Here is a 23,614-nt window from a genome sequence, read left to right as displayed (position 1 = left end):
TTTCGTCATGCCGGACTTGATCCGGCATCCATTCGCGGCGCAAGCTCGCATGGACTCCGGATCAGGTCCGGGGTGACGAGAGAAGAATGACCGACAAGAAGAAACCCCCCGCGCCAATTCCGCTCTGCCGTTTCGAGGAACTGGCCGAGCGCGAGAACAGGCTGCGCGACGAAGCGGCGCGCAAGGCCGCAAAGCCGACGCGCAAACCGCGCTAGCCGGCCGTCATTGCAAAGCGCCGCGGCGGCACGCCCACCGCGCGCGCAAAGGCGGTGCTGAACGCGCTCGCCGACCCATAGCCCACACGCTCGGCGATTTCGTCGATCTTGCCCGCGCGGCGGCGCAACATGTCCTTGGCCAGGCTCATGCGCCAGCTTTGTACATACTCCATCGGCGGCACGCCGACGGTGCGCGCGAAACGGTCGAAGAAGGCCGATCGCGACAGCGCCGCCGCCTTCGCCAGCGCCGCGACGGTCCAGGGGTGCGCGGGGGCATCGTGGATGCAGCGGATCGCGCTCGCCAGCCGCGGGTCGCCGAGGCCGCGTAGCATCCCCGGCGGCGCCTCGTCACCGCCCGCGGCCCGCAGCGCCTCGACCAGCAGTATCTCGACCAGCCGCGCGAGCACCAGATCGCGCCCCGGCCTGTCGCCGCCCGCTTCGCTGCGCACCATCTGCACCAGCGCCGCCAGCCGCTCGGCCCCGCGCAGATGGATCAGGGCGGGAAGCTGCGATACCAGCAGGCCGGCGTCGGGCGAGGTAAAGGCGAAATAGCCGCCGAGCATCCGGACATCGGGCTCACCGTCGGGCTCGCCATGCCGCATCTCGCCCGAAAAGCCGGTGGTGTCATGGGGATCGATCATGACCGGATCGCAGGTAGCCCCTGCGTCGATGGCCGACATGGTGAAGCCCGGCGTCGCAGGCAACAGCACGAAATCGCCGGCAATCAGCGTGACCGGATCGGCGCCATCGACCGTCAGTCGGCAGCGACCTTGCAGCACCGTGCAAAAGCTCGGGTCGCCGAAGGATGAATAGCGCACCGCCCACTGCCCGCGTCCGCCAATCCCTTTCGCGAAGACCGTGCTGGGGCGCAGCAGCGCGATAAGATCGGAGAGTGGGTCGGCCATATCCGGACTATCTGTAATAAATTGCGGATTTCACATTATAGATCGTATCGCGTTCTCTGCCTAGATCCTTTTCATCCCCTGATGAAAGGAAGAATGATGAAACGGATTTTGATCACCGGCTGCTCGTCGGGCTATGGCCTCGAAACCGCACGCCATTTTCATGCGGGCGGCTGGGCCGTGATCGCGACGATGCGCAACCCGGCCGCCGCGCCGCTCGAACCTTCGGCGCGGCTTCGCCTGCTGCCGCTCGATGTGACCGATGACGACAGCATCGCCGCCGCCATCGCCGCCGCCGGGCCGATCGACGTTCTCGTCAACAATGCGGGGATCGGCCTGTTCGGCGCGCTCGAACATTCGCCGCTGCGGCGCATCCGCGACGTCTATGCCACCAACAGCCTCGGCACTATCGCCATGACGCAGGCGGTGATCCCGCAGATGCGCGAACGCCGGTCGGGAACGATCGTCAACGTCACCTCGTCGGCAACGCTTGCCGCTTTCCCTTATGCCGCCGCCTATACGGGCAGCAAGACCGCGATCCAGGGCTTCACCGGCAGCCTCGCGCACGAACTCGAACCGCTGGGTATCGGGGTGAAACTCGTCGAGCCGGGCTATGGCCCCACCACCGCCTTTAGCGCGAACACCGATGTCGCGCTCGCCGACGTGCTGCCCGAACCCTATGGCAGCCATGCTGCGCCGATCCTTGCGGGCATGGCGCAGCCCGCGCTCTTCACGACCGAGGCCGACGTCGCCGCGGCGGTGTGGGACGCGGTGCACGACCGGACGGGCCGCAGCCATTTTCCGGCGGGCGCCGATGCGTTGGCGATCGCCGCGGGGGCCTAGAGCATTTTCCAGTCAGGTGGAATTACCTGACGCTTCAGAAAATGCGGAAAAACTGGAATCTAAAGCGGTTATCGATCCGATACAATCGGATCGATAACCGCTTTAGATATGGCGGGCGCTTACTCGGGAAGCGCGGGCTTGACGGCGATACCGTCCAGAAAGCCATCGAGCCGCTTGATGTCCTCGGCGGTGAAATGCAGCCCCAGCTTGCTACGCCGCCACAAAATGTCGTCGCTCGTCTGCGCCCATTCGCGGTCGATCATCCAGCGGATTTCGGCGGCCGACAGCCCGTGCGCGATCTCGCCGCCCAGATCGTCCCAGCTTTCGGCCGTACCGAGCCACGCCCGCGCGTCGGTGCCATAGGCCTTGACGATGCGGTCGACCGTCGCGGCTGAGAGGAAGGGGTGAACAAGCCGATAGTCGGCCTTCAGCGCCGCCGCGCCGTCGGTCCGAAAATCGCCGCCGGGGAGCGGCGCGCCGGCGGTCCAGCGCGCCCCGGTCAGCGCGGCGACATGCGCCGCCAGATCGTCGACCGCATCTTCGGCGACATGGCGGTAGCTGGTGATCTTGCCGCCATAGATGGTGAGCAGCGGTGCGCCTTCTTCCAGGTCAAGGTCGATGCGGTATCCGCGCGTTGCCGCCTCGGCCTTGCCCGATCCGTCCTCGACCAGCGGCCGCACCCCCGAATAGGTCCACACGACATCGTCGGGGCCGATCTGCGCGGCGAAATACTGGTTCGCTCCCTCGCACAGATAGGCGATTTCCTCGGCGCTCGCATGCACGTCGGCCAGCGATCCTTCATGATCCTGATCGGTCGTCCCGATCAGCGTGAAATCGCGCTCATAGGGGATGGCGAAAAAGATGCGTCCGTCGGGAAGCTGGAAGAAATAGGCGAAATCATGGTCGAACAGCTTGCGCACCACGATGTGCGATCCGCGCACCAGCCGCATCTGATAATCGGGCGGCGCGGCGGCGCGGCGCAGCAGGTCGAGCACGGCGGGGCCGGCGGCGTTGACAAGACTGCGGCCCGTAAAGCGATAGGCTTGGCCGTTCGCACCCGTCGCCTCGACCACCCATAACCCGTCCTCGACGCGCATCAGGTCGGCGCGGGTGCGCGTCTTGATCCGCGCCCCGCGGTCGGCGGCGTCGCGCGCGTTCAGCGTCACCAGCCGCGCATCGTCGACCCAGCCGTCCGAATATTCGAAACCCTTGGCATATTGCGGCTGCAGCGGCGCGCCCGCCGGATGCCGCGCCAGGTCGATCGACCGCGTCGGCGGCAATTTCCGGCGTCCGCCGATATGGTCATAGAGGAACAGGCCGAGCCGCAGCAGCCAACGCGGGCGCAGACCGTCGCGATAGGGGAGGACAAAGCGCATCGGCCAGATGATGTGCGGCGCGATGCCCCACAATATCTCGCGCTCGGCCAGCGCCTCGCGCACCAGGCCGAATTCATAATGCTCGAGGTAGCGCAGCCCGCCGTGGATCAGCTTGGTCGAGGCCGAGGAGGTGCCCTGCGCCAGATCGCCCTGTTCGATCAGCAGCACCCGCGCCCCGCGCCCCGCGGCATCGCGCGCGACGCCGGCCCCATTGACGCCGCCGCCGATCACGATGACATCATAGGGGATGGGCGCGTCGGTCATGGCGCGTTCCTATGCCAGATGCGGGCGGCTTGCCAATGGCGATGCAAAGCTATGCGGCTTACGTATGCGCGTTGCAATCGCCAGGGGCTTTCGCCACCGTCCCTGTCCGTTATCCAAGGGGATATTTGTGAGCGTCAAAGTCGAAACATTGGTGCTGTTCGGGGCGACGGGCGATCTTGCCCATCGCATGCTCTTCCCCTCGCTCTACAATCTGCACATGGACGGGCTGCTCGACGATTCGATGACGATCGTCGCCTCGGGCCGCTCGCAGATGGACCGGGCAGGGGCGCACGCGATGGTGCGCGCCGCGCTCGACGACCATCTCGCGGGCGATCGCATCGACGAAAGGGTGATCGCCGCCTTCTTGGACCGGATCGACTATTGTGCGGTCGATGCAGGTGCGGGGACGGGGTACGACCGGCTGGCCGAAATGCTCGGTGACCGGATGAACCGTCCGATCGGCGCCTATCTGTCGACCCCGCCGTCGATGTTCGGCCCGATCGCGCAGGGTCTTGCCGCCGCCGGGATCGCCTGCGCCGAATGCCGGATCGCGATGGAAAAGCCCATCGGCCACGATCTCGCCTCGTCGCGTGCGGTCAACGAACAGGTCGGCAGCGCCTTTGCCGAGGATCGCGTTTTCCGCATCGACCATTATCTGGGCAAGGAAACGGTCCAGAACCTACTCGCGCTGCGTTTCGCGAATATGCTGTTCGAACCCCTGTGGAACGCGCAGGCGATCGACCATGTCCAGATCACCGTGGCGGAAACCGTCGGCCTCGAAGGCCGCGTCTCCTATTATGATGGCGTCGGTGCATTGAAGGATATGGTGCAGAACCATATGCTCCAGCTTCTCGCGATCATCGCGATGGAGCCGCCGGCGAGCGTCTCGGCGACCGCGGTGCGCGATGAAAAGGTCAAGCTGCTGCGGTCCTTGCGCAAGATGCGCGCCGACGATGTCAAGGCGCACAGCGTCAAGGGTCAGTACACGAGCGGCGCGGTGAACGGCGCGGCGGTTGCGGGCTATGCCGACGAGCTTGGCCATCCGTCGAACACCGAAACCTTCGTTGCGCTCAAGGCCTATATCGACAATTGGCGCTGGAAGGGCGTGCCCTTTTACCTGCGCACCGGCAAACGGATGCCGCAGCGCAAGTCGGAAGTGCTGATCCAGTTCAAGCCGGTGCCGCATAACATCTTCGCGCGCGTCGGCGCGGGCCGGCTCGACGCCAACAGCATGATCATCAACCTGCAGCCCGAAGAGAATATCCGGGTCAAGGTGATGGCGAAGCAGCCGGGGCTCGACCGCGACGGGGTGAAGCTCAAAGAGGTCACGCTCGACGTGTCGCTCTCGCACAGTTTCGAGGGCGAGCGGCGGCGCATCGCCTATGAACGGCTGCTGCTCGACTTCATCGAGGGCGATCAGACGCTGTTCGTACGCCGCGACGAGGTCGAGGCGCAGTGGGAATGGGTCGATTCGATCCGCGATGCCTGGGCGTCGGTCGATCTGGCGCCGCAGACGTACACCGCGGGAAGCTGGGGCCCGTCGAGCGCGATCGCGCTCATCGAACGCGACGGAGCGAGCTGGCATGACTAGTTTTTTTGATCGTCATCCCGGCGAAGGCCGGGATCTCGACCTCGCATTTTGCTGCAACGGTGAGACCCCGGCCTTCGCCGGGGTGACGAGGTAAATATGACCACCCTCCACCCCACGATCGCCGCCGTCACCGACCGCATCACCCGCCGCAGCGCCCAGCGCCGTGCCGCCTACCTCGATCTGATGCAGCGCCAGCGCGAGGCCGGAACCAACCGCGGCAATCTGTCGTGCGGCAACCTTGCGCATGGCTTCGCGGCGTCGGGCGAGGACAAGCCCGCGATCCGCGCGGGCGCCGAGATGAATATCGGCATCGTCACCGCCTATAATGACATGCTGTCGGCGCATCAGCCCTATGGCCGCTACCCCGAACAGATCAAGATTTTCGCGCGTGAAGCCGGTGCGACGGCGCAGGTCGCGGGCGGCGTTCCCGCAATGTGCGACGGGGTGACGCAGGGACAGGCGGGCATGGACCTGTCGCTGTTCAGCCGCGACAACATCGCGCAGGGCACCGCGATTGCGCTCAGCCACGCGATGTTCGAAGGCGCGCTGCTGCTCGGCATCTGCGACAAGATCGTTCCCGGCCTGCTCATCGGCGCGCTGCGCTTCGGCCATCTGCCCACGATCCTCATTCCGGCCGGGCCGATGCCGTCGGGCCTCGCGAACAAGGAAAAGGTCCGCGTCCGTCAGCTATATGCCGAGGGCAAGGTCGGCCGCGACGCGCTGCTCGAGGCGGAGGCGGCCAGCTATCATGGCGCGGGCACCTGTACCTTCTATGGCACCGCCAATTCCAACCAGATGATGATGGAATTGATGGGGCTGCACATTCCCGGCAGCGCCTTCGTCAATCCGGGCACCAAGCTGCGGCAGGAACTGACGCGTGCCGCGACGCACCGGCTGACCGAAATCGGCTGGACCGGCGACGATTATCGCCCGCTCGCGCGCTGCGTCGATGAAAAGGCAATCGTCAATGCCGCGATCGGCCTGCTCGCGACCGGCGGTTCGACCAACCATGCCATTCACCTGCCGGCGATCGCGCGCGCGGCGGGGATTATCATCGACTGGCAGGATTTCGACGAGCTGAGCCGCGCCGTGCCGCTGCTCGCGCGCGTCTATCCGAATGGCGCGGGCGATGTGAACAATTTCCACGCCGCGGGCGGGATCGGCTATGTCGTGCGCGAACTGCTCGGCGCCGGACTGCTCCACGGAGATGTGCTCACGGTGGGCGGGTCAATGGCCGATTATTCGGGACAGCCGGTGCTGGTCGACGATGCGCTTCATTGGGAGGCCGCACCCGAAACGTCGCGCGACGATACGATGCTGCGTCCCGTTTCCGCACCTTTTTCGCCCGACGGGGGCATGCGGCTGCTGTCGGGCAATCTTGGCCGCGCGATCATCAAGACGAGCGCGGTTGCCCCGGATCGCTGGACGATCGAAGCCCCGGCGTGCCTCTTCGACGATCAGGATCAGGTGCTCGCTGCATTCAAGGCGGGCGAACTCGACCGCGACTGCGTCGTCGTCGTGCGCTTCCAGGGGCCGCGCGCCAACGGCATGCCCGAACTCCACAAGCTCACCCCCGCGCTCGGCGTGCTGCAGGACCGCGGCTACCGCGTCGCGCTGCTCACCGACGGCCGCATGTCGGGGGCGAGCGGCAAGGTGCCTGCGGTGATCCACCTCTCGCCCGAGGCGCTGCCCGGCCCCGACGGGATCAGCGGCCCGCTCGCCTGTTTGCAGGACGGCGACATGGTGCGCGTCTGCGCGGTAAAGGGCGAGGTGACGGCGCTCGTTGATCCTGCTGAATGGGCCGCGCGGACGCCCGCCATCGCCCCGCCGCCCGCACTCGGCGTCGGGCGCGAGCTGTTCGCGCTGTTCCGTCACCACGCCGACGAAGCCGAAAAGGGCGGCTCGGCGATGTTGGCGGCGATGGAAACAGTCGTCTGAGTTGCAACCGTTCGCCCTGAGGAGCCGCTGAGCTCGTCGAAGCGGCATCTCGAAGGGCCTCGCCGGCGCTTCGAGACGCGACCGAGCCTTCGTCAAGCTCAGTCCCGGTCGCTCCTCAGCACGAACGGAAACATTTCAATACGCCGCATCGGCGCCGGTGAAGGAAACAGAATGTCCGACAAGTCCATCGAACAGATCATGGCGCTAGCCCCCGTCATCCCGGTGATCGTCATCGACCGCGTCGAGGACGCCGTCCCGATGGCCGAGGCGCTCGTCGCGGGCGGTCTGCCGGTTCTCGAGGTCACGCTGCGCACCCCTGCCGCGCTCGCTGCGATCGAGGCGATGAAGGCGGTGCCGGGCGCGGTCGTCGGCGCCGGTACCGTCCTCGATCCCGCGATGCTGGCGGGCGCGATCCATGCGGGCGCCGAATTCATCGTTTCGCCGGGGCTGACCGACAATCTCGGCAAGGCGGCGGTCGCGAGCGGCATTCCCTTCCTCCCCGGCACCGCCAATGCCGGCGACATCATGCGCGGCATGGATCTTGGCCTCTCGCATTTCAAATTCTTCCCTGCCGCGACGAGCGGCGGCATCCCTGCGCTCAAGGCGCTCGCGGGGCCGTTCGGGCAGGCGCGCTTCTGCCCCACCGGCGGCATCACCGCCGCGACAGCACCCGAATGGCTGGCGCTGGACCCGGTGCTGTGCGTCGGCGGCAGCTGGGTCGTCCCCGCGGGGCCGCTCGATCCGGCCCGGATCGAGACACTCGCGCGCGAGGCGTCGGCGCTCAAACCCTGATTGTCACCCCGGCGAAGGCCGGGATCTCGCCGGTGCGCAACGATGCCGGGTTGAGACCCCGGCCTTCGCCGGGATGACGAAATTGGGACGGGCGCTCACTCTTTCGCGCCATTGATTAACCCCATTTTACCTGTCATCGTGCAGGGATAAGGCGGTACAGCCGCCAGTGGGGGAGATGCGCGTGCCAAGGCCGCAGCCGCATTTGGAAGAAGTTCTCGCGTCCGAACCCGGATCGCATATCGCCGCGCTCTTCGATTTCGACGGAACGATCATCGCCGGCTATTCGGCGACCGCGATGCTGCGCGAAAAGCTGCAGCGCCGCGAAATGTCGGTCGAGGAGATCGCCGAGACCGCCAATGTCATCGCGCAGCACAGCCTTGGCGCGATCGGCTTTTCGGGGCTGATGAGCGGCGCCGCCAAATTCATGAAGGGCGTCGAAGAGGAAAGCTTCGTCCAGTTCGGCGAAGAACTCTACAAAAAGCATATCGCGCGCAAAATCTATCCCGAGACGCGCGCGATCATTGAGGCGCATCAGGCCAAGGGACACCGCGTCGCGATCATCTCGTCGGCGACGATCTACCAGATCGAACCGACTGCGCGCGACCTTGGCATATCCGACATCAAATGCTCGGCCTATGAAATCGAAGATGGCGTGTTTACGGGCGACATCATCCGCCCGCTCTGCTTCGGCGAGGGCAAGGTGATCGCCGCCGAGGAGCTTGCCGCCGAATATGGCCTCGACCTCGATCAGAGCTATTTCTATTCGGACAGCGACGACGACATCGAACTGCTCGAACGCGTCGGCAAACCGCGGCCGCTCAATCCCAATATGAAATTGAAGGCAATCGCCGACGAGCGCAATTGGCCGGTGCAGCGCTTCGCGAGCCGCGGCACGCCGTCGTGGGTCGACTATACGCGCACCATCTACGCCACCGGCTCGCTGATCGGCGCCTTCGCCGCCGGCTTGCCGATCTGGGCGCTGACGCGTTCACAGCGCGAGGCGGTCAACTTCTCGATGGGGCTGTTCGGCGATTTCGCCACCGCGATCACCGGCGTCGAGCTCGAGGTCGAGGACGAACGCCACCTGTGGTCCTCGCGCCCGTGCATCTTCATCTTCAACCATCAGAGCAAGGCGGACGTGATGATCCTCGCCAAGCTCATCCGCCGCGACATGGGCGGGGTGGGCAAGAAAGAGATCAAGGACATCCCCATATTGGGGAAGCTGATGGAATGGGGCGGCACCGTCTTCGTTGACCGCGCCGACGGCAAGAGCGCGATCAAGGCGATGGAACCGCTGGTCGAGGCCATTCAAAAGGAAGGCAAGTCGATCTGCATCGCCCCCGAAGGGACGCGCAGCCTGACGCCGAAGCTCGAGCCTTTCAAAAAGGGCGCCTTCCACCTCGCGATGCAGGCGGGCGTGCCGATCGTCCCGATCGTCATCCACAATGCGACCGACGTCGCGCCGAAGAACGAATTCGTGATGCGCCCCGCGACGGTGCGCGTCACCGTCCTGCCGCCGGTCGATACGTCCGATTGGCAGGTGAAGACGCTGAACGCCCATGTCCGCGACGTGCGCAACATGTTCCTGCGCACCCTCGGTCAGCCAGAGGAAAGCGTCGGCGAGTCGGTGGCGGCGGAAACGAAACCCAAACCGAAACCAAGGCCGAAGAAAGCGGCTGAGAAGAAGCCGGCGCCCAAGGAAAAGGCGGTCGCGAAGAAATCCTCCCCCCGAAAGGGAAGGAAAGCCTAACGCATGCCTCACATCGTCATTGCGAGCGAAGCGAAGCAATCCAGGGCGGGTTACGCCACGCTGGATTGCTGCGTCGCTTCGCTCCTCGCAATGACGGTGGTTTAAGGCCATGGCCGACGGCACGCCCCGCAGCGAATTCGTCGCGGAGCAGCTGGCCGACCGGCTTTACATCATCGACGCGCGCAACCGGATCGAGCGGCAGATTTTGCTCGACTGGATCCATGCGACCTCGGTCGATCCGGGCGGGGAAGGGGCACCGATGTGGGTCAGCCTCGCGATCGCCGACGACGATCATGCCCTCGACCTCGACGCGCTCAAGGCGCGGCTGGCGGGTGATCCTGCGCGCAGGGTGGTGCCGCTGCGCGTCGCGTGGCGCATCCCCGGTTTCGAGCGCGATCGCGCGCTGAAATTCCGGCATCTGATCTTCGGCGACCCGCGCCGGCCGGGGCCGCTGCGCGCGCGGTTCATCCTGTGGCGCGATCGGCGCCGGGCGCAGATCCTCGTCGGCGAAGCGGCAACGCAGACCGAGCTGAAGGCGCGCTATCTCGCGCAGACCGGCGGCGGTGACGGCTGCGAGGAGGGGAGCAGCGAATTTGCGGGCTTCGTCGCGCGGCAGGCGGGGCTCGCGCTCGACGTCGCCGAACGCGGCATCCGCGGCAGCCGCTACAAGGTGCCGCGCTTCGTTGCCGACTCGCTGCGTACCAACCCCAAATTCCGCGCCGCGCTTGCCGATCTTGCCGGCCAGCTCGGCCGTCCCGTCGCCGATCTCTACCGCGAGGCGCGCCCGCTGATGAAGGAGGTTATCGCGACCCCCAGTGCGCTGTTCCTCGACCTGCGCGCGCGGCTCGACCGGATGATGTTCGGCGGCTATGCGCCCGAGATGGAGGTCGACGCGGCCGAGCTTGCAAAGCTGCGCTCGGTGCTGCGCGAACATCCGACCGCGATCCTGTTCACGCATAAAACCTATATCGACGGCGCGACCCCCAGCCGCCTCGCCTATGAAAATGACCTGCCGATGCTGCACAGCTTCGGCGGCGCCAATCTCGACTTCGCGATCATGGGCCAGTTCTTCCGCCGGTCGGGAATGATCTTCATTCGTCGCAGCTTTCAGGATCAACCGGTCTACAAGCTGGTGCTGCGCCACTACATCGCCTGGCTGCTCGCCAAGCGCTTCCCGCTGTCCTGGGCCTTCGAAGGGACGCGCTCGCGCCTCGGCAAGCTGATGCCGCCCAAATATGGCCTGATGAAATATGTCCTCGACGCCGCGCATGCGACCGGGACGCAGGGGGTACATTTCGTGCCCTTCGTCACCAGTTTCGACCTGATCCGCGATGTCGAGGAATATGCCGCCGAACAGACCGGACGGACCAAGAAACCCGAAAGCCTCGCCTGGTTCATCGGCTATATGAAGAGCCTCAAGGAACCGTCGGGGCGCATCCGTCTCGACATCGGCGATCCCGTCGTCATTCCGGAGGCCCCGGCCCCCGACGACCGGCGCGCGCTGGAGCGTATCGCCTTCGCCGTCGCGGTCGAGGCGAACCGCGTCACCCCGCTTACCGTCACCTCGGTCATGTGCCTCATCCTGCTCGGCACCGCGCCGCGCGGCGTGACCGAGGCAGAGATGATCGCAACGATCGCGCGCATCACCGCCTGGGCGCGCGAGCGCGGCATCCGCCTCAGCCGCGAGCTCGAAGGCGGCGACGCCGCGGCGCTCGCGGCGACGCTCGACACGCTCGTCGAGGGCGGCCTGCTCACGCGGTTCGAGGCCGGCAGCGAGACCGTCTATTCGATCGACCCCGCCAAGCATCCGATGGCGAGCTATTATCGCAACATCATCGCGCATCATTTCCTCGACCGCGCGATGATCGAGCTGGCGCTGTTCGAGCTGCGCGATGCCGACAGCAAGGATTCGACCGCCGCCTTCTGGGCGCGGATCGACCGGCTGCGCGATCTGTTCAAATTCGAATTCTTCTACCCGCCGCGCGGCGAACATCTGGCCGCGCTGGAGGCCGAACTTGCGCGCATCGATCCCGCCTGGGCCAAACGGCTGGCGAGCGGCGACCGCGGCGTGGCGCAGCTCATTCGCCGCTGTCAGCCGATGGTCGGCCATGCGATCCTGCTACCCTTTGCCGAGGCCTATTCGGTCGTCGCCGACATTCTGGCGCGCGCGCGCCCCGGCGATCCGGTCGATGAAAAGGCGCTGCTCGATGCCGCGCTGATCGAGGGGCGGCAGGCCTGGCTCTTGCGCCGGATCAGCAGCGAAGCGTCGATCGGAAAATTGCTCTTCGCGAACGCCCTGTCGCAGATGCGCCACATGGGGCTGGCGGAAACCGCGACCCCCGACGGATTGCGCGCGCGCCGCGCGCTGCTCGTGGAACTCCGCGGGCTCGCCAACGTCATGGAATCGATGCGGCTCGCCACGCTCGCGCTCGCCGACCGATTGCCGGGGACGGGAGAATGACATGACACCGCCTTCGTCATGGCGAGGAGCCGCAGGCGGCGCGGCAATCTCCAGCCTTTGCCCCGGCGCCCGGCTGGTGACGGGAGATTGCTTCGCTCCGCTCGCAAGGACGGGATCATCGATGTTGGATGGAGGTTCGCATGCTTAAGCAACTCAGCGCCCAGGACGCCCAGTTCCTCTATACCCAGACCGCGAACAATCTGACGCATATCATGGGTATCTATATCTACGATCCGTCGACGGCGCCGGGCGGCTTCGTGCGGTTCAAGGACATCATCGCGCACGTCCAGTCGCGCGTCGACACATCGCCGCTGTTCAAACGTCGGCTCCACCGGCTGCCGCTTGATCTCGATCACCCCTATTGGGTCGAGGACGAACATTTCGACATCGAAGCGCATATGAGCCACGCGCGCCTGCCCGAACCCGGCGACTGGCGGCAATTCTGCATCGCGGTCGCGCGCTATTTCTCGAAGCCGATGGATATGAACCGGCCGCTTTGGGACATTTACATCATCGAGGGGCTCGACCGTATCCCCGGCATCCCGAAGGGCAGCTTCGCGATGCTCCACCGCGTCCATCACGCCGCGGTCGACGGCGCATCGGGCGCGCATGCCTTCATCGCGATGAGCGACATCGACGCCAAGGGGACGCCGGCAATCCCCGGCGCGCCGGTCGAGGATCTCGGGCGCGCGCCGTCGAGCGCGGAGGTCGCCACGCGCGCCTGGACCGCGTCGATGCAATCGCCGGTCAAGTTCATGAACGCGCTGCTCAAGGTGTCGCCCTCGCTGATGACCGCGGCGCGCAAGTCGATGCTCAGCGATCAGGGGATGACCGCAGGCGTCCCCGAAACGCGCTTCAACGCACCCGTCGGCCCGCACAAGATGTTCGACGCCACCCGGGTTGCGCTCGCCGACATCGCGAAGGTGCGGGCAAAGGTGCCCGGCGCCACGGTCAACGACGTCATCCTTGCGACCTGCGCGGGCGCGCTGCGCAAATATCTTCAGGCGCATGGCGAGCTGCCCAAGGAAAGCGTCGTCGCGGTCGCCCCGATCAACCGGCGCGGCAAGGGCGGCAAGGCCGACAGCCCCGGAAACCAGGTGACCGCGATGAGCGTGCCGCTGCGCACCGACATCGCCGATCCGCTGAAGCGCCTCGCTGCGATCCGCGACTATACGGTGGAGGCAAAGGAGGCAAAGGCGGGCGTCAGCGCCCGGATCATGACCGACCTGTCGCAGCATATTCCGGGCGCGACGATGGCGGCGGTCGCGCGCATCCTGACGAGCGAGCGCTTCGCGGTGCGCGGCACCAATCTTTTTATCTCGAACGTGCCGGGCGCGCAGGTTCCGCTCTATCTCGCGGGGGCGCAGCTTGTGCAGCAATATGGCGCGGGCCCGCTCGCCAACAATATGGGGCTGTTCATCGCGACACCCAGCTATAACGGTCAGGTCGGCTTCTCGATCATCTCCGAACGCGCGATCATGCCCGACATCGCCTTCTTTCGTAAGTGCATCGACGAGAGTTTCGCCGACTTGCTCGCCGCGCAGCCCAAGCCCGAAAAGGCGGCTGCCGGGCCCAAAGCCGCTACGGCAAAGCCGAAAGCGGCGGCAAAGCCCGCGGCCAAGGCAAAGCCGACGGCGAAACCTGCCACAAAGGGCAGGGCGAAACCGGTTGCCAAAGCCGCCGCTAGCGGCAAGAATCGCAAAAAATAGGCGATGTTGCAGGACCACCGAATGATCTTTTCCCCGACGCTCAGCGTGGACGCCGATCTGGCGAAGGCGCCCGACTATGCTGCCTGGACCAGAGCGGCGATTGCTGCCGACGGCAAATCGGGGATGCAGGCGTGGCGCGACGCCGACGAAAGCAAGCATTTCGACTATCGCGCGATCCGCGCCCGCCTCGAACGGCTGCGCAAGCTGTCGGCGGCGGGCGATGTGAAGGGGCTGCTCTTCGTGCTCAACGAAGGCATCCACGGCAATATCGACGGCATGGGCCACGAACGTCTGTATCAAAAGGCGCGCTTCGGCACCAAAAGGCTGATCGAGGATTATGTGGCAGAGGTCGTCTCCGCGCTCGGCAAGATCGCCGCGGCGCGCAGCATCCCGCGCGACGAAAAGCGCGATTTCTTCCGCCGCGCCCAACATTGCTACGGCCGCTCGGCGCTGCTGCTGTCGGGGTCGGGCAGCTTTCTCTATTTCCATGTCGGCGTCGTGAAAGCGCTTTGGGAAGAAGGCGTGCTGCCGACGATCCTCGCGGGATCGAGCGGCGGGTCGATCGTCGCCGCGGTCGTCTGCACGCGCAAGGATGCCGAAGTCGGCGCCTTTCTGGCCAGCGACAAGCTCGCCAGCGCCGACCGCGATCCCGAAGTGCGCCGCCTCGCCCCTGATGAGGTCGCCGCGCGCCTCGCCGAACTCATTCCCGATCTGACCTTTCAGGAAGCCTATGAAGTCAGCGGCCGGCATCTCAACGTGTCGGTCGCGCCGGCCGAAAAATATCAGAACGGCCGCCTCCTCAACGCGATCACTGCGCCCAATGTGCTGATCCGCGAAGCGGTGCTTGCCTCCTGCGCGGTGCCCGGCGTCTTTCCGCCGGTCATGTTGATGGCGCGCGACGAGGCGGGCAAGCGCGTGCCCTATCAGCCCGACCGGCGCTGGGTCGACGGGTCGGTGACGCACGACATTCCGACCAAGCGGCTCGAACGCCTCTACGGCGTCAACCATCATATCGTCAGCCAGGCGAACCCGCTCGCGCTGCCTTTCGCGACCGACACGCGCAAGCAGATGGCGCCGATCGAGGCCATTCAGCATGCGTCGATGGCGACCTTCAAGGCGTGGCTCAACGCCAATATGGTGATCTTCCAGAAGCCCCTCGAACTGGTGCCGCCGCTCAACAGCCTCGCCAATATGGCGCGCTCGCTGATCAATCAGGAATATACCGGCGACATCAACATCATCCGGCCGCCCAAATTCTGGTCGCCGACGAAGATTTTGTCCGATCTGTCGCAGGACGATATCGACGAACTGATCGACACCGGCATGCGCACCGCCTGGCCGAAGATCGAGATGGTGCGCACCCAGACCGCGATCAGCCGCGCGCTCGACGCCATCCTCGCGCGCATCGACAAGGGCGGCGACGACGGCCCCGGCCACCGCAGCGCGGCGCTCAAAAAGCCGGTCCGGTGAGCGGCGCGGGGGTGATGCTGCCGCCGGGATCGGCGGGCGCCGGCGCGATGCTGCACGTCACCCATTGGCTTCCCGCCGCGGCGCCCAAGGCCGTGATCCTCCTCGCGCACGGCTATGCCGAGCACGCCGGGCGTTACGCCCATGTGGCAAAACGGCTCACCGACGCCGGCTATGCCGTCTATGCGGTCGACCATTGGGGCCATGGCAAGTCGGATGGCGAGGGGGGCTATGTCCCGCGCTTTTCGGCCTTCACCGACGGCATGGCCGAACTGCTGACGCTCGTCGAGGTCAACCATCCGGGCGCGCCGCGCCTGCTGCTCGGACACAGCATGGGCGGCCTGATCGCGACGCTGTTCCTGATCGATCGGCAGGACGCCTTTGTCGCCGCCGCGCTGTCGGGTCCGGCGATTGTCCCCGGTGCGCCGCCCTCGCGCTTCACCGTCTGGATCAGCCGCTTTCTGTCGCGCTTTTTTCCGCGCCTCGGCGTATTGGCGCTCGATCCGAACGGGGTCAGCCGCGATCCGGCGGTGGTCGCCGCCTATCTTGCCGATCCGCTCGTCTATACGGGCAAGATCGGCGCGCGGCTCGGCAAGGAATTCATGGACGCGATGGCGGCCGCGCAGGCAGGCGCACCGAAAATCAGGCTGCCGATCCTGCTCCAGCACGGCGACCATGACAGCCTCGCCTCGGTGGCGGGGTCGCACTATCTGTTCGACCATGTCGCCTCGACCGACAAGCGCCTCGAAATCTATCCCGGCCTGTTCCACGAAATCTATAACGAGCCCGAACGCGATGCGGTGCTGGACGATCTGATCGGCTGGTTTGACGCGCATGTTCCGCGGCCATAGCCAAAGTCCGTTCGTGCTGAGCTTGTCGAAGCACCGTCCTTCTGGTGAACGCCGAAAGAAAGAACGGCCCTTCGACAAGCTCAGGGCGAACGGAAGAGGGAATTAGACAATGAAAATCCTTCTCATCCTCCTCTTCGCACCCCTGATCGCGCTCGCGATCTTCTATTTCGTCTTCCCCGGCCGCCTCGTCGCGATCGGTCGCGCGCTGCTCCGGCGGCGCGGCGGCACGGTGCAGAAAAGCGTCACCGTCGACGGCCGCGCCTGGCCCTATCTGGAGGGCGGCGATCGCACGAAGCCGACGCTGCTGCTCGTCCACGGCTTTTCGGGCGACAAGGATAATTGGTCGTTTCTCGCCCCCTTTCTGACGCGCGACTATCACGTCGTCGCACCCGACCTTCCCGGCTTTGGCGAGAATGAACGCAACCCCGATCTTGCGTATGACATCGAAGCGCAGACCGCGCGGCTGAAGGCATTCGTCGATGCGCTCGGACTGCGGCAGCCGCATATCGCGGGCAACAGCATGGGCGGCTGGATCGCGCTGCGCTACGCGCTCGACTTTCCCGATGCGCTCGCCAGCCTGATCCTGATCGACAATGCCGGGGTCGCGGGCGCGAACGAGAGCGACCTTCAGAAACAGGCCGCGAACGAGGATTATAACCCGCTCGTCCTGGCGGGTATCGAGGATGCCGACCGCCTCGTCGCGATGGTCGTCCACAAACCGCCCTTCGTGCCGTCGCGGATCAAGCCGGTGCTCTATGCCGACGCGCTCAAATATCGCGATCAGCTCGATACCGCCTTCTGGGTTATTGCGACCGAGATGCGCGACCGGCCGCTCAACGACCGGCTGGGCGAGGTGACGGTGCCGACGCTGATTATCTGGGGCCGCCACGACCGGCTGATCGACGTCAGCTGCGTCGCCGTGCTCGAAGCGGGCATCGCGAACAGCCGCGCGCATGTGCTCGATCATGTCGGCCATGTCCCGATGGTCGAGGACCCGAAGGCCACCGCCGCGCTGATGAAGGATTTTCTCGGGCCGCTCGATTAGCCGCCGATTACGTCGGACTTGATCCGCCGGTCAAACCATGCGTCATTGCGAACCCGGCAAAGCCGGGTGAAGCAATCCAGACTGGTTCGGGCCAGCACTGGATTGCGTCGCTTCGCTCGCAATGACGAGCAGGGAGAAGGAGGGGCTATGCGCCTGAAAGTGGGCCTCCTCGGCGGGGGGAGCTGGGGGACGACGGTCGCCGCGACGGTATCGCGCAACGCGCCGATCATCTTGTGGGCGCGCGACGCCGAAACGGTCGACGGCATCAACCGCGATCAGGAAAACCGCAAATATCTGCCCGGCATCCGCCTGCCCACGGCGCTGCGCGCGACGGCCGATCTCGGCGAAGCGGTGGCGGGCGCCGACGTCCTCGTCATGGGCGTGCCGTCGCACAGCTTTCGCGCGGTGCTGGAGGAAGCCCGCGATCATCTGCGCCCCTGGGTGCCGGTGATCAGCCTGACCAAGGGACTCGAACTCGCGACCGGCAAGCGGATGACCGAGGTAATCGAAGAGGTGCTGCCCGGCCATCCCGTCGGCGTGCTCACCGGCCCCAATCTCGCGCGCGAGATCATGAGCGGCCAGGCGGCGGCGAGCGTACTGTCGATGGAGGATGAAATCGTCGTGCGCGCGCTGCACCCGCTTTTCCATTCGGGGCTGTTCCGCGTCTATACCAACACCGACCTGCTCGGTTGCGAACTCGGCGGGGTGCTCAAGAATATCATCGCGATTGCGGTCGGCATGGGCGACGGGCTCGGCGCGGGCGACAATACGCGCGCCGGGCTGATGACGCGCGGGCTGGCCGAAATCACCCGGCTCGGCGTTGCGATGGGCGGGCGCCCCGAAACCTTCGCGGGTCTGACCGGCATGGGCGACCTGATCGCGACCTGCACCAGCCCGCTGTCGCGCAACCGCCACGTCGGGGTCGAACTCGGCAAGGGGCGCCATATCGACGCGATCATCGCCGACATGCACATGGTCGCCGAAGGCGTGAAAAGCGCGCCCACGGTGATGGCGCTCGCCGATCGCCACGGTATCGCGATGCCGATCGCGCGCGACGTCTTCGACGTGACGCAGGGCAAACGGACCGCGCAGGACGTGTTCCGCGGGCTGCTCAAATCGAGCGTCGGTGACGAAGCGCATCCGGGGTAGGGGCGTCGGACGGAGGCGCCGCCTCGCTTGCGGGGACGGCCGTGGACGATTCCGCCGCGAGGCGTGTCGAATCCTCGTCGGTCCGTGAAGAAAAGCCGGTTCTCTTTCGTTCTTTCTCCTGACCAGCAGGGTCCACCAAGGAGACGAACGATGAAAAAATGGACGACTTTGGCGGCGCTTATGGCTCTTCCGGCCGGTGCCGCAATGGCGACGGTTCCCTATGGATCGATGCCGCCGGGTTTCGATCGCCCCCCGGTTCGCAGCGTGCCGATTGCCGGTGTCTACAATAAATATTGGTACAATTATCGCACCGATATTCTTGAGGCTGAAAAGGAGCTCAAGAGCGACTTGGGCCGCGCAACCGACCGCGAGGATCGCTGGGATGCATGGGACGAATGGGCGACCGAAGTCGTCGACGCCGACAAGGATTATACCAAGGTGATGCGCAAGAAGGGCTATCCTGTGGGGCGCGTCTCGATCGAAGGCTGATTGTCGAAACGATTATGTCTCAAAAGACGGCGGGCGCTACGCGTCCGCCGTCTTCATTCTATACCCCGCCTTCGGCCAGGAGCGCCTTCGCTTCCTCGCCCTGCCAGTCGATGGCGCCGACCACGCGCCACAGTTCGCGCCCGTTCGCATCGTAGAGGATGCTCGTCGGCAGCGCGGTATTCGCTGCGTCCAACAAGGTGTTCTGCGGATCGAGATAGGGTTGCAGCGCCTTCAGCCCCGCCTTCTGGAACCAGGGATCGACGACCGCGGCACCCTGCAGATCCTGCGCCACCGCGACGACCGTCAGCTTGCCTGCCTTTTGCGCGGCAAGCGCATCGAGCGTCGGCATTTCGGCGACGCAGGGCGCACACCAGGTCGCCCACAGATTGACCAGCAGCGGCTTGCCGCGAAACGACGCGACGGTCACCGGGACGTCGTCGGGGCCGCGAAAGGCGGCGGCCGGCCCGGCTTTGCCGGCGTTGCCGCGCTCGACGACATGCTGAAAGGTGGCGGGGTCGCGGCCATGCGCCGCTTCGCCGGGCGAAATATTTGCTTGCCCTGCACCTGCTTGCTCCGAGGCCTCCTTTTGCCTATCGCACCCCGCGACGGAACCGGCGATCAGCAGGGCCAGCACGGCAAGACGAAGATTTGGAACGCGGCGGATGGCGAATACTCCCGATAGCAACAGCATGTGGGGCGGCCGCTTCGGTGGCGGACCTGCGGCGATCATGCAAGAGATAAACGCCTCGATCCCCGTCGACAAACGCTTGTGGGAAGAGGATATCGCCGCCAGCCGTGCGCATGCCGCGATGCTCGGCGCGCAGGGGATCATCGCCGCCGCCGACGCGGCAACCATCGATCGCGGGCTGGCGCAGATCGCCGAAGAGTTCGCCGCGAACGGTGTGCCGGTCGATCTCGCGCTCGAAGATATTCACATGACGGTCGAATCGCGCCTCAAGGAACTGGTCGGCGAAGCGGCCGGGCGGCTTCACACCGCGCGCTCGCGCAACGATCAGGTCGCGACCGATTTTCGCCTCTGGGTGCGCACCGCGTGCGACCGTATCGATGCCGGGCTGAAGGCGCTTCAGGGTGCCCTGCTCGCGCGCGCCGACGAACATGCGGGCAGCATCATGCCCGGTTTCACGCATCTGCAGGTCGCGCAGCCGGTGACGCTCGGCCACCATCTGCTCGCCTATGTCGAGATGTTCGCCCGCGATCGCGGCCGCTTCGCCGACGCGCGCGCGCGGCTCAACGAATCGCCGCTCGGCGCCGCGGCGCTGGCGGGCACCAGCTTCCCGCTCGACCGCGCTGCGACCGCAGCGGCGCTCGGTTTCGACCGGCCGATGGCGAACAGCATCGACGCCGTATCGGACCGCGATTTCGCGCTCGAATTTTGCGCCGCCGCCTCGATTGCCGCGATTCACCTCTCGCGCCTTGCCGAAGAGATCGTGATCTGGGCCAGCCAGCCCTTCGGTTTCGTCAGCCTGCCCGACGCCTGGTCGACGGGCAGCTCGATCATGCCGCAAAAGCGCAATCCCGATGCCGCCGAACTGGTGCGTGGCCGCGCCGGCCTGCTGCTCGGTGCGTTCCAGCGGCTTTCAGTGATCGTGAAGGGGCTGCCGCTCACCTATTCGAAGGATTTGCAGGACGACAAGGAAACGGTGTTCGGTGCCTTCGACGCGCTCGCGCTGTCGCTTGCCGCGATGACCGGCATGGTCGATACGCTGGCCTTTCGCACCGACCGGATGCGCGCGCTCGCCGCATCGGGCTTTTCGACTGCGACCGATCTGGCCGACTGGCTGGCGCGCGAGGCGGGGGTGCCGTTCCGCGAGGCGCACCATATCGTTGGTGCCTGCGTGAAACGATCGGAAGAGCTTGGCGTTGAATTGTCGGCGCTTCCGGCGGACGAAGCGGCGGCGATCCATGCCGCGGTCACGCCCGCCGCGCTCGCGGCGCTGACGGTCGAGGCGTCGGTCGCCAGCCGCATGAGCTATGGCGGCACCGCGCCCGAACGGGTAAGGCAGGCCGTTGCCGCGGCGCGCGCGGCGCTGGAGATTTAGGTGATGGCAAAGATCCGCACGACGATTTTGCTGGCCGCTTCGGGCGCTGCGCTCGTGACGCTTGGCGCGTGCGGCAAGAAGGAAGATCTGAAGCCGGTGGCGGGTTCGGCCCCGCCCGCGCTGCCCATCGGGGCACAGCGCCAGCCGACCACGGAGGAGCTCACGACGCCTGACGCGCAGGCCCGGCCCGCGCGCAGCGACGACCTTCTTAAACGATCCGAAAAGCGCGAACCCGACGATTTCGACTTGCCGCCTCCGGGCTGAGTTCAGGACCTTTTCCATGGATCATTTTGCTTATCGTGACGGCGTTCTCTACGCCGAAGACATCCCCCTGCCGCGCATTGCCGAGGAAATCGGCACCCCCGTCTATGTCTATTCGCGCGCGACGCTCGAACGCCATGCGCAGGTGTTTCGCGACGCGCTCGCCGATATTCCGCGCAAGCACATTGCCTTCGCGATCAAGTGCAACCCCAACCTCGGCGTGCTGCGTGTCCTCGCGCGGCAGGGCTATGGCGCCGACGTCGTGTCGGGCGGCGAGCTCGAACGCGCGATCGCGTCGGGGATGGCGCCCGAAGACATCGTCTTTTCGGGCGTCGGAAAGACGCGCGCCGAGCTGGCGCTCGGTCTCGACCGCGGCATCGGCCAGTTCAATATCGAACATGAACCCGAAGGCGTCGCGCTCGCAGAGATCGCAGCGCGGAAGGAAATGACCGCGCAGGCGGTGCTGCGCGTCAATCCCGATGTCGATGCGGGCACCCACGCCAAGATTTCGACCGGCAAGGCCGAAAACAAGTTCGGCGTCGGCATCGACGTTGCGCCCGAAATTTTCGACCGGCTCGCGCGGCTGCCTGGCCTCAAGCTGCGCGGCATTGCGCTCCACATCGGCAGCCAGCTCACCAGCCTCGACCCGCTGGAGGCGGCGTTCGTCCGCGTCGGGCGGCTGATCGCCGATTTGCGCGCTGCGGGGCACGACATCACCCATGTCGACCTCGGCGGCGGGCTCGGGGTTCCCTACAAGGAGGGCGACAACCCGCCGAGCCCCGCCGATTATGGCGCGATGGTCGCGCGCGTCACCCGCGACTGGGACGTCACCTTGATGTTCGAACCCGGGCGCGTCATCGCGGGCAACGCCGGCGTGCTGCTCACCGAAGTGCTGTGGGTCAAGCCGGGGGCGCAGAGCGATTTCGTCATCGTCGATGCGGCGATGAACGATCTGGCACGTCCGGCGCTCTACGACGCATGGCACGATTTCCAGGCGGTGCGCCCGAGCGGCGAGACGATGACCGCCTCGATCGTCGGCCCGGTGTGCGAAACCGGCGACACCTTCGCGCGCGACCGCGTGATCGACAAGGTTGCGGCGGGCGATCTCGCCGTTTTCCGCACCGCGGGCGCCTATGGCGCGACGATGGCGTCGACCTACAACAGCCGCAGCCTGGTTCCCGAAGTGCTCGTCGATGGCGACCGCTATATTGTCGTTGCCGACCGTATCGCCGCCGGCACGATCATGGCCGCCGAACGCGTCCCCGACTGGATCGACTGAACAAGATTGCGTTCGGCAAGAATTCCATCGAAATTATGTGTGTCCCCGCGAAAGCGGGGATCCATCTCCTGCCGCTTGGAATTGGCACTTGCCGGAGATGGGCTCCCGCCTTCGCGGGAGCACAGGGTTTGCAATGGTTGAAGGATATTGCCGATGCACCAGCTTCCTCTCTTCCTGAACCTTGCCGGCCGCACGGTCGTTCTGGTCGGGGAGGGGGAGGCTGCCGATGCGAAGGCGCGGCTGATTGCGCGCGCCGGCGGGCGGATCGTGCCGCAGTGGGAAGACGGCGCGGCGATTGCCTTTGTTGCGCTGGACGAGGGCGCCGAAGAGGCGGCGGCGGAGTTGCGCGCGCGCGGCCTCCTCGTCAATGTCGTCGATCGGCCCGATCTTTGCGATTTCACCACCCCCGCGATCGTTGACCGCGCGCCGGTAACGATCGCGGTCGGCACCGGCGGTGCGTCGGCCGGGCTCGCCAAGGCGGTGCGCCAGCGGATCGAGGCGTTGCTGCCCGCCACCCTCGGCAATCTTGCGACCGCGCTGTTCGCCGCGCGCGGCGCGATGAAGGCGCGCTGGCCGGACGCCGCCGACCGCCGCCGCGCGATCGATACCGCGCTGGCACCCGGGGGCGCGCTCGACCCGGTTGCCGGGCCGGACGAACAGACCGTCGCTGCCTGGCTCGCCGCCGATCATGTGGCGGCACCCGCGCGGCTGGAGGTGATCGCGCTCGCCAGCGACGATCCCGACGATCTGACGCTGCGCGCCGCGCGCCTGCTGGGCGAGGCCGATCATATCTTCCACCCCGCTGCGACGCCGCCCGCGATCCTGGCTCGCGCGCGCGCCGATGCGGTGCGTCACGTTACCGAAACGCCGCCTGCCGATCCGCCACCCGGCCTGTCGCTCTGGCTCGCACCGGCGATTACGCGAAGTTAATTGGGCTTCGCTCCGGCGCCTTCCTAGCCCTGTCGCCGGCGGCATCGACGCCGCCGTTTCAGACAGGAGGGATTATGGAATTTCCGCCCATTGCCATCGACGCGCTGCCGCTGCTCGACACCGCGGTCGGCCTGTACGGATCGACGATCGGTCCCGACACGACGACCGACGGGTCGGTGTTCGACATCGCCGTGACCATTGCAACCATCGTGCGCGGTTGACCGTGCGCCGACGCGGAGCAC

20 protein-coding genes and 1 pseudogene are annotated in these 23,614 nt (G+C 66.1%); 18 read left to right on the top strand and 3 right to left on the bottom strand.

The genetic code is table 11. The features are described 5' to 3' along the window. The first annotated feature begins 86 nt into the window (after positions 1-86). Entirely contained in the window at positions 87-215 is a 129-nt protein-coding gene (locus ATE59_RS18335; RefSeq protein ID WP_255266001.1) for a hypothetical protein, read from the top strand. Here ATE59_RS18335 and ATE59_RS11285 read toward each other — a convergent pair. Then, positions 212-1,120 carry an AraC family transcriptional regulator gene (locus ATE59_RS11285; protein ID WP_058812499.1) on the bottom strand — a complete coding sequence of 303 codons (909 nt, stop codon included), beginning with the start codon at positions 1,118-1,120 and terminating at the stop codon, positions 212-214. The two genes, ATE59_RS18335 and ATE59_RS11285, sit on opposite strands and share 4 nt — an antisense overlap. Positions 1,121-1,216: 96 nt before the next feature. On the opposite strand from ATE59_RS11285, the gene ATE59_RS11280 reads away from it, so the two are divergent. After that, complete coding sequence (locus ATE59_RS11280) at positions 1,217-1,960, top strand: SDR family NAD(P)-dependent oxidoreductase (RefSeq protein ID WP_058812569.1); 744 nt, start codon at positions 1,217-1,219, stop codon at positions 1,958-1,960. A gap of 119 nt (positions 1,961-2,079) precedes the next feature. On the opposite strand, the gene glpD is transcribed toward ATE59_RS11280, so the two are convergent. After that, positions 2,080-3,600: a glycerol-3-phosphate dehydrogenase gene (gene glpD / locus ATE59_RS11275; RefSeq protein WP_058812498.1), complete on the bottom strand. Its 1,521-nt coding sequence runs from the start codon at positions 3,598-3,600 to the stop codon at positions 2,080-2,082. 187 nt (positions 3,601-3,787) lie between these two features. Here glpD and zwf point away from each other — a divergent pair, with 187 nt between their 5' ends. From zwf to ATE59_RS11220, 11 genes are all read left to right on the top strand, one after another. Next, on the top strand, positions 3,788-5,191 hold the full coding sequence (zwf, locus tag ATE59_RS11270) for a glucose-6-phosphate dehydrogenase (RefSeq protein WP_058812568.1): 1,404 nt from the start codon (positions 3,788-3,790) through the stop codon (positions 5,189-5,191). A gap of 96 nt (positions 5,192-5,287) precedes the next feature. Beyond that, positions 5,288-7,129: a phosphogluconate dehydratase gene (gene edd / locus ATE59_RS11265; RefSeq protein WP_058812497.1), complete on the top strand. Its 1,842-nt coding sequence runs from the start codon at positions 5,288-5,290 to the stop codon at positions 7,127-7,129. A gap of 171 nt (positions 7,130-7,300) precedes the next feature. Next, positions 7,301-7,921, top strand: coding sequence for a bifunctional 4-hydroxy-2-oxoglutarate aldolase/2-dehydro-3-deoxy-phosphogluconate aldolase (gene eda / locus ATE59_RS11260; protein ID WP_058812496.1), 621 nt, complete (start codon positions 7,301-7,303; stop codon positions 7,919-7,921). A 202-nt stretch (positions 7,922-8,123) separates the two neighbouring features. Then, complete coding sequence (locus ATE59_RS11255) at positions 8,124-9,671, top strand: HAD-IB family hydrolase (protein ID WP_231737308.1); 1,548 nt, start codon at positions 8,124-8,126, stop codon at positions 9,669-9,671. A 109-nt stretch (positions 9,672-9,780) separates the two neighbouring features. Beyond that, a complete protein-coding gene (locus ATE59_RS11250; RefSeq protein ID WP_003038848.1) occupies positions 9,781-12,132 on the top strand; it encodes a glycerol-3-phosphate 1-O-acyltransferase in 2,352 nt (783 codons plus the stop codon). Between the two features lie 140 nt (positions 12,133-12,272). Next, positions 12,273-13,841, top strand: a complete 1,569-nt coding sequence (locus tag ATE59_RS11245) for a wax ester/triacylglycerol synthase family O-acyltransferase (RefSeq protein WP_231737305.1) — start codon at positions 12,273-12,275, stop codon at positions 13,839-13,841. Between the two features lie 21 nt (positions 13,842-13,862). Further along, positions 13,863-15,311 carry a DUF3336 domain-containing protein gene (locus ATE59_RS11240; protein ID WP_231737302.1) on the top strand — a complete coding sequence of 483 codons (1,449 nt, stop codon included), beginning with the start codon at positions 13,863-13,865 and terminating at the stop codon, positions 15,309-15,311. Next, complete coding sequence (locus tag ATE59_RS11235) at positions 15,308-16,159, top strand: alpha/beta hydrolase (RefSeq protein ID WP_003038842.1); 852 nt, start codon at positions 15,308-15,310, stop codon at positions 16,157-16,159. Before ATE59_RS11240 ends, ATE59_RS11235 begins: the two co-directional genes overlap by 4 nt. Before the next feature lie 109 nt (positions 16,160-16,268). Then, entirely contained in the window at positions 16,269-17,204 is a 936-nt protein-coding gene (locus tag ATE59_RS11230) for an alpha/beta fold hydrolase (RefSeq protein WP_003038839.1), read from the top strand. Positions 17,205-17,351: 147 nt separating this feature from the next. After that, positions 17,352-18,353, top strand: coding sequence for an NAD(P)H-dependent glycerol-3-phosphate dehydrogenase (locus ATE59_RS11225; protein ID WP_058812493.1), 1,002 nt, complete (start codon positions 17,352-17,354; stop codon positions 18,351-18,353). A 150-nt stretch (positions 18,354-18,503) separates the two neighbouring features. Next, positions 18,504-18,842 carry a hypothetical protein gene (locus ATE59_RS11220; RefSeq protein ID WP_003038837.1) on the top strand — a complete coding sequence of 113 codons (339 nt, stop codon included), beginning with the start codon at positions 18,504-18,506 and terminating at the stop codon, positions 18,840-18,842. A gap of 160 nt (positions 18,843-19,002) precedes the next feature. Here ATE59_RS11220 and ATE59_RS11215 read toward each other — a convergent pair. Further along, positions 19,003-19,533, bottom strand: a pseudogene (locus ATE59_RS11215) (TlpA family protein disulfide reductase); the annotation flags it as partial. Between ATE59_RS11215 and argH the strand changes: the two are divergent. From argH to ATE59_RS18010, 5 genes are all read left to right on the top strand, one after another. After that, complete coding sequence (gene argH, locus ATE59_RS11210; RefSeq protein ID WP_231737298.1) at positions 19,505-20,902, top strand: argininosuccinate lyase; 1,398 nt, start codon at positions 19,505-19,507, stop codon at positions 20,900-20,902. The pseudogene ATE59_RS11215 and the gene argH sit on opposite strands and share 29 nt — an antisense overlap. A 3-nt stretch (positions 20,903-20,905) precedes the next feature. Further along, entirely contained in the window at positions 20,906-21,166 is a 261-nt protein-coding gene (locus tag ATE59_RS11205) for a hypothetical protein (protein ID WP_003038829.1), read from the top strand. A gap of 16 nt (positions 21,167-21,182) precedes the next feature. After that, positions 21,183-22,442 carry a diaminopimelate decarboxylase gene (gene lysA, locus ATE59_RS11200; protein WP_003038827.1) on the top strand — a complete coding sequence of 420 codons (1,260 nt, stop codon included), beginning with the start codon at positions 21,183-21,185 and terminating at the stop codon, positions 22,440-22,442. 153 nt (positions 22,443-22,595) lie between these two features. Next, positions 22,596-23,372 (top strand): precorrin-2 dehydrogenase/sirohydrochlorin ferrochelatase family protein, encoded by a 777-nt coding sequence (locus ATE59_RS11195; protein ID WP_058812490.1) that lies wholly within the window; start codon positions 22,596-22,598, stop codon positions 23,370-23,372. A gap of 74 nt (positions 23,373-23,446) precedes the next feature. Then, positions 23,447-23,593 (top strand): hypothetical protein, encoded by a 147-nt coding sequence (locus ATE59_RS18010; protein WP_162928309.1) that lies wholly within the window; start codon positions 23,447-23,449, stop codon positions 23,591-23,593. Positions 23,594-23,614 lie beyond the last annotated feature (21 nt).

This window comes from Sphingopyxis sp. A083 (genome assembly GCF_001468495.1).
Taxonomy (GTDB): domain Bacteria; phylum Pseudomonadota; class Alphaproteobacteria; order Sphingomonadales; family Sphingomonadaceae; genus Sphingopyxis; species Sphingopyxis terrae.
Note: the sequence above shows the minus strand (reverse complement) of the source record. Positions and strands in the feature narration are given on the sequence as shown.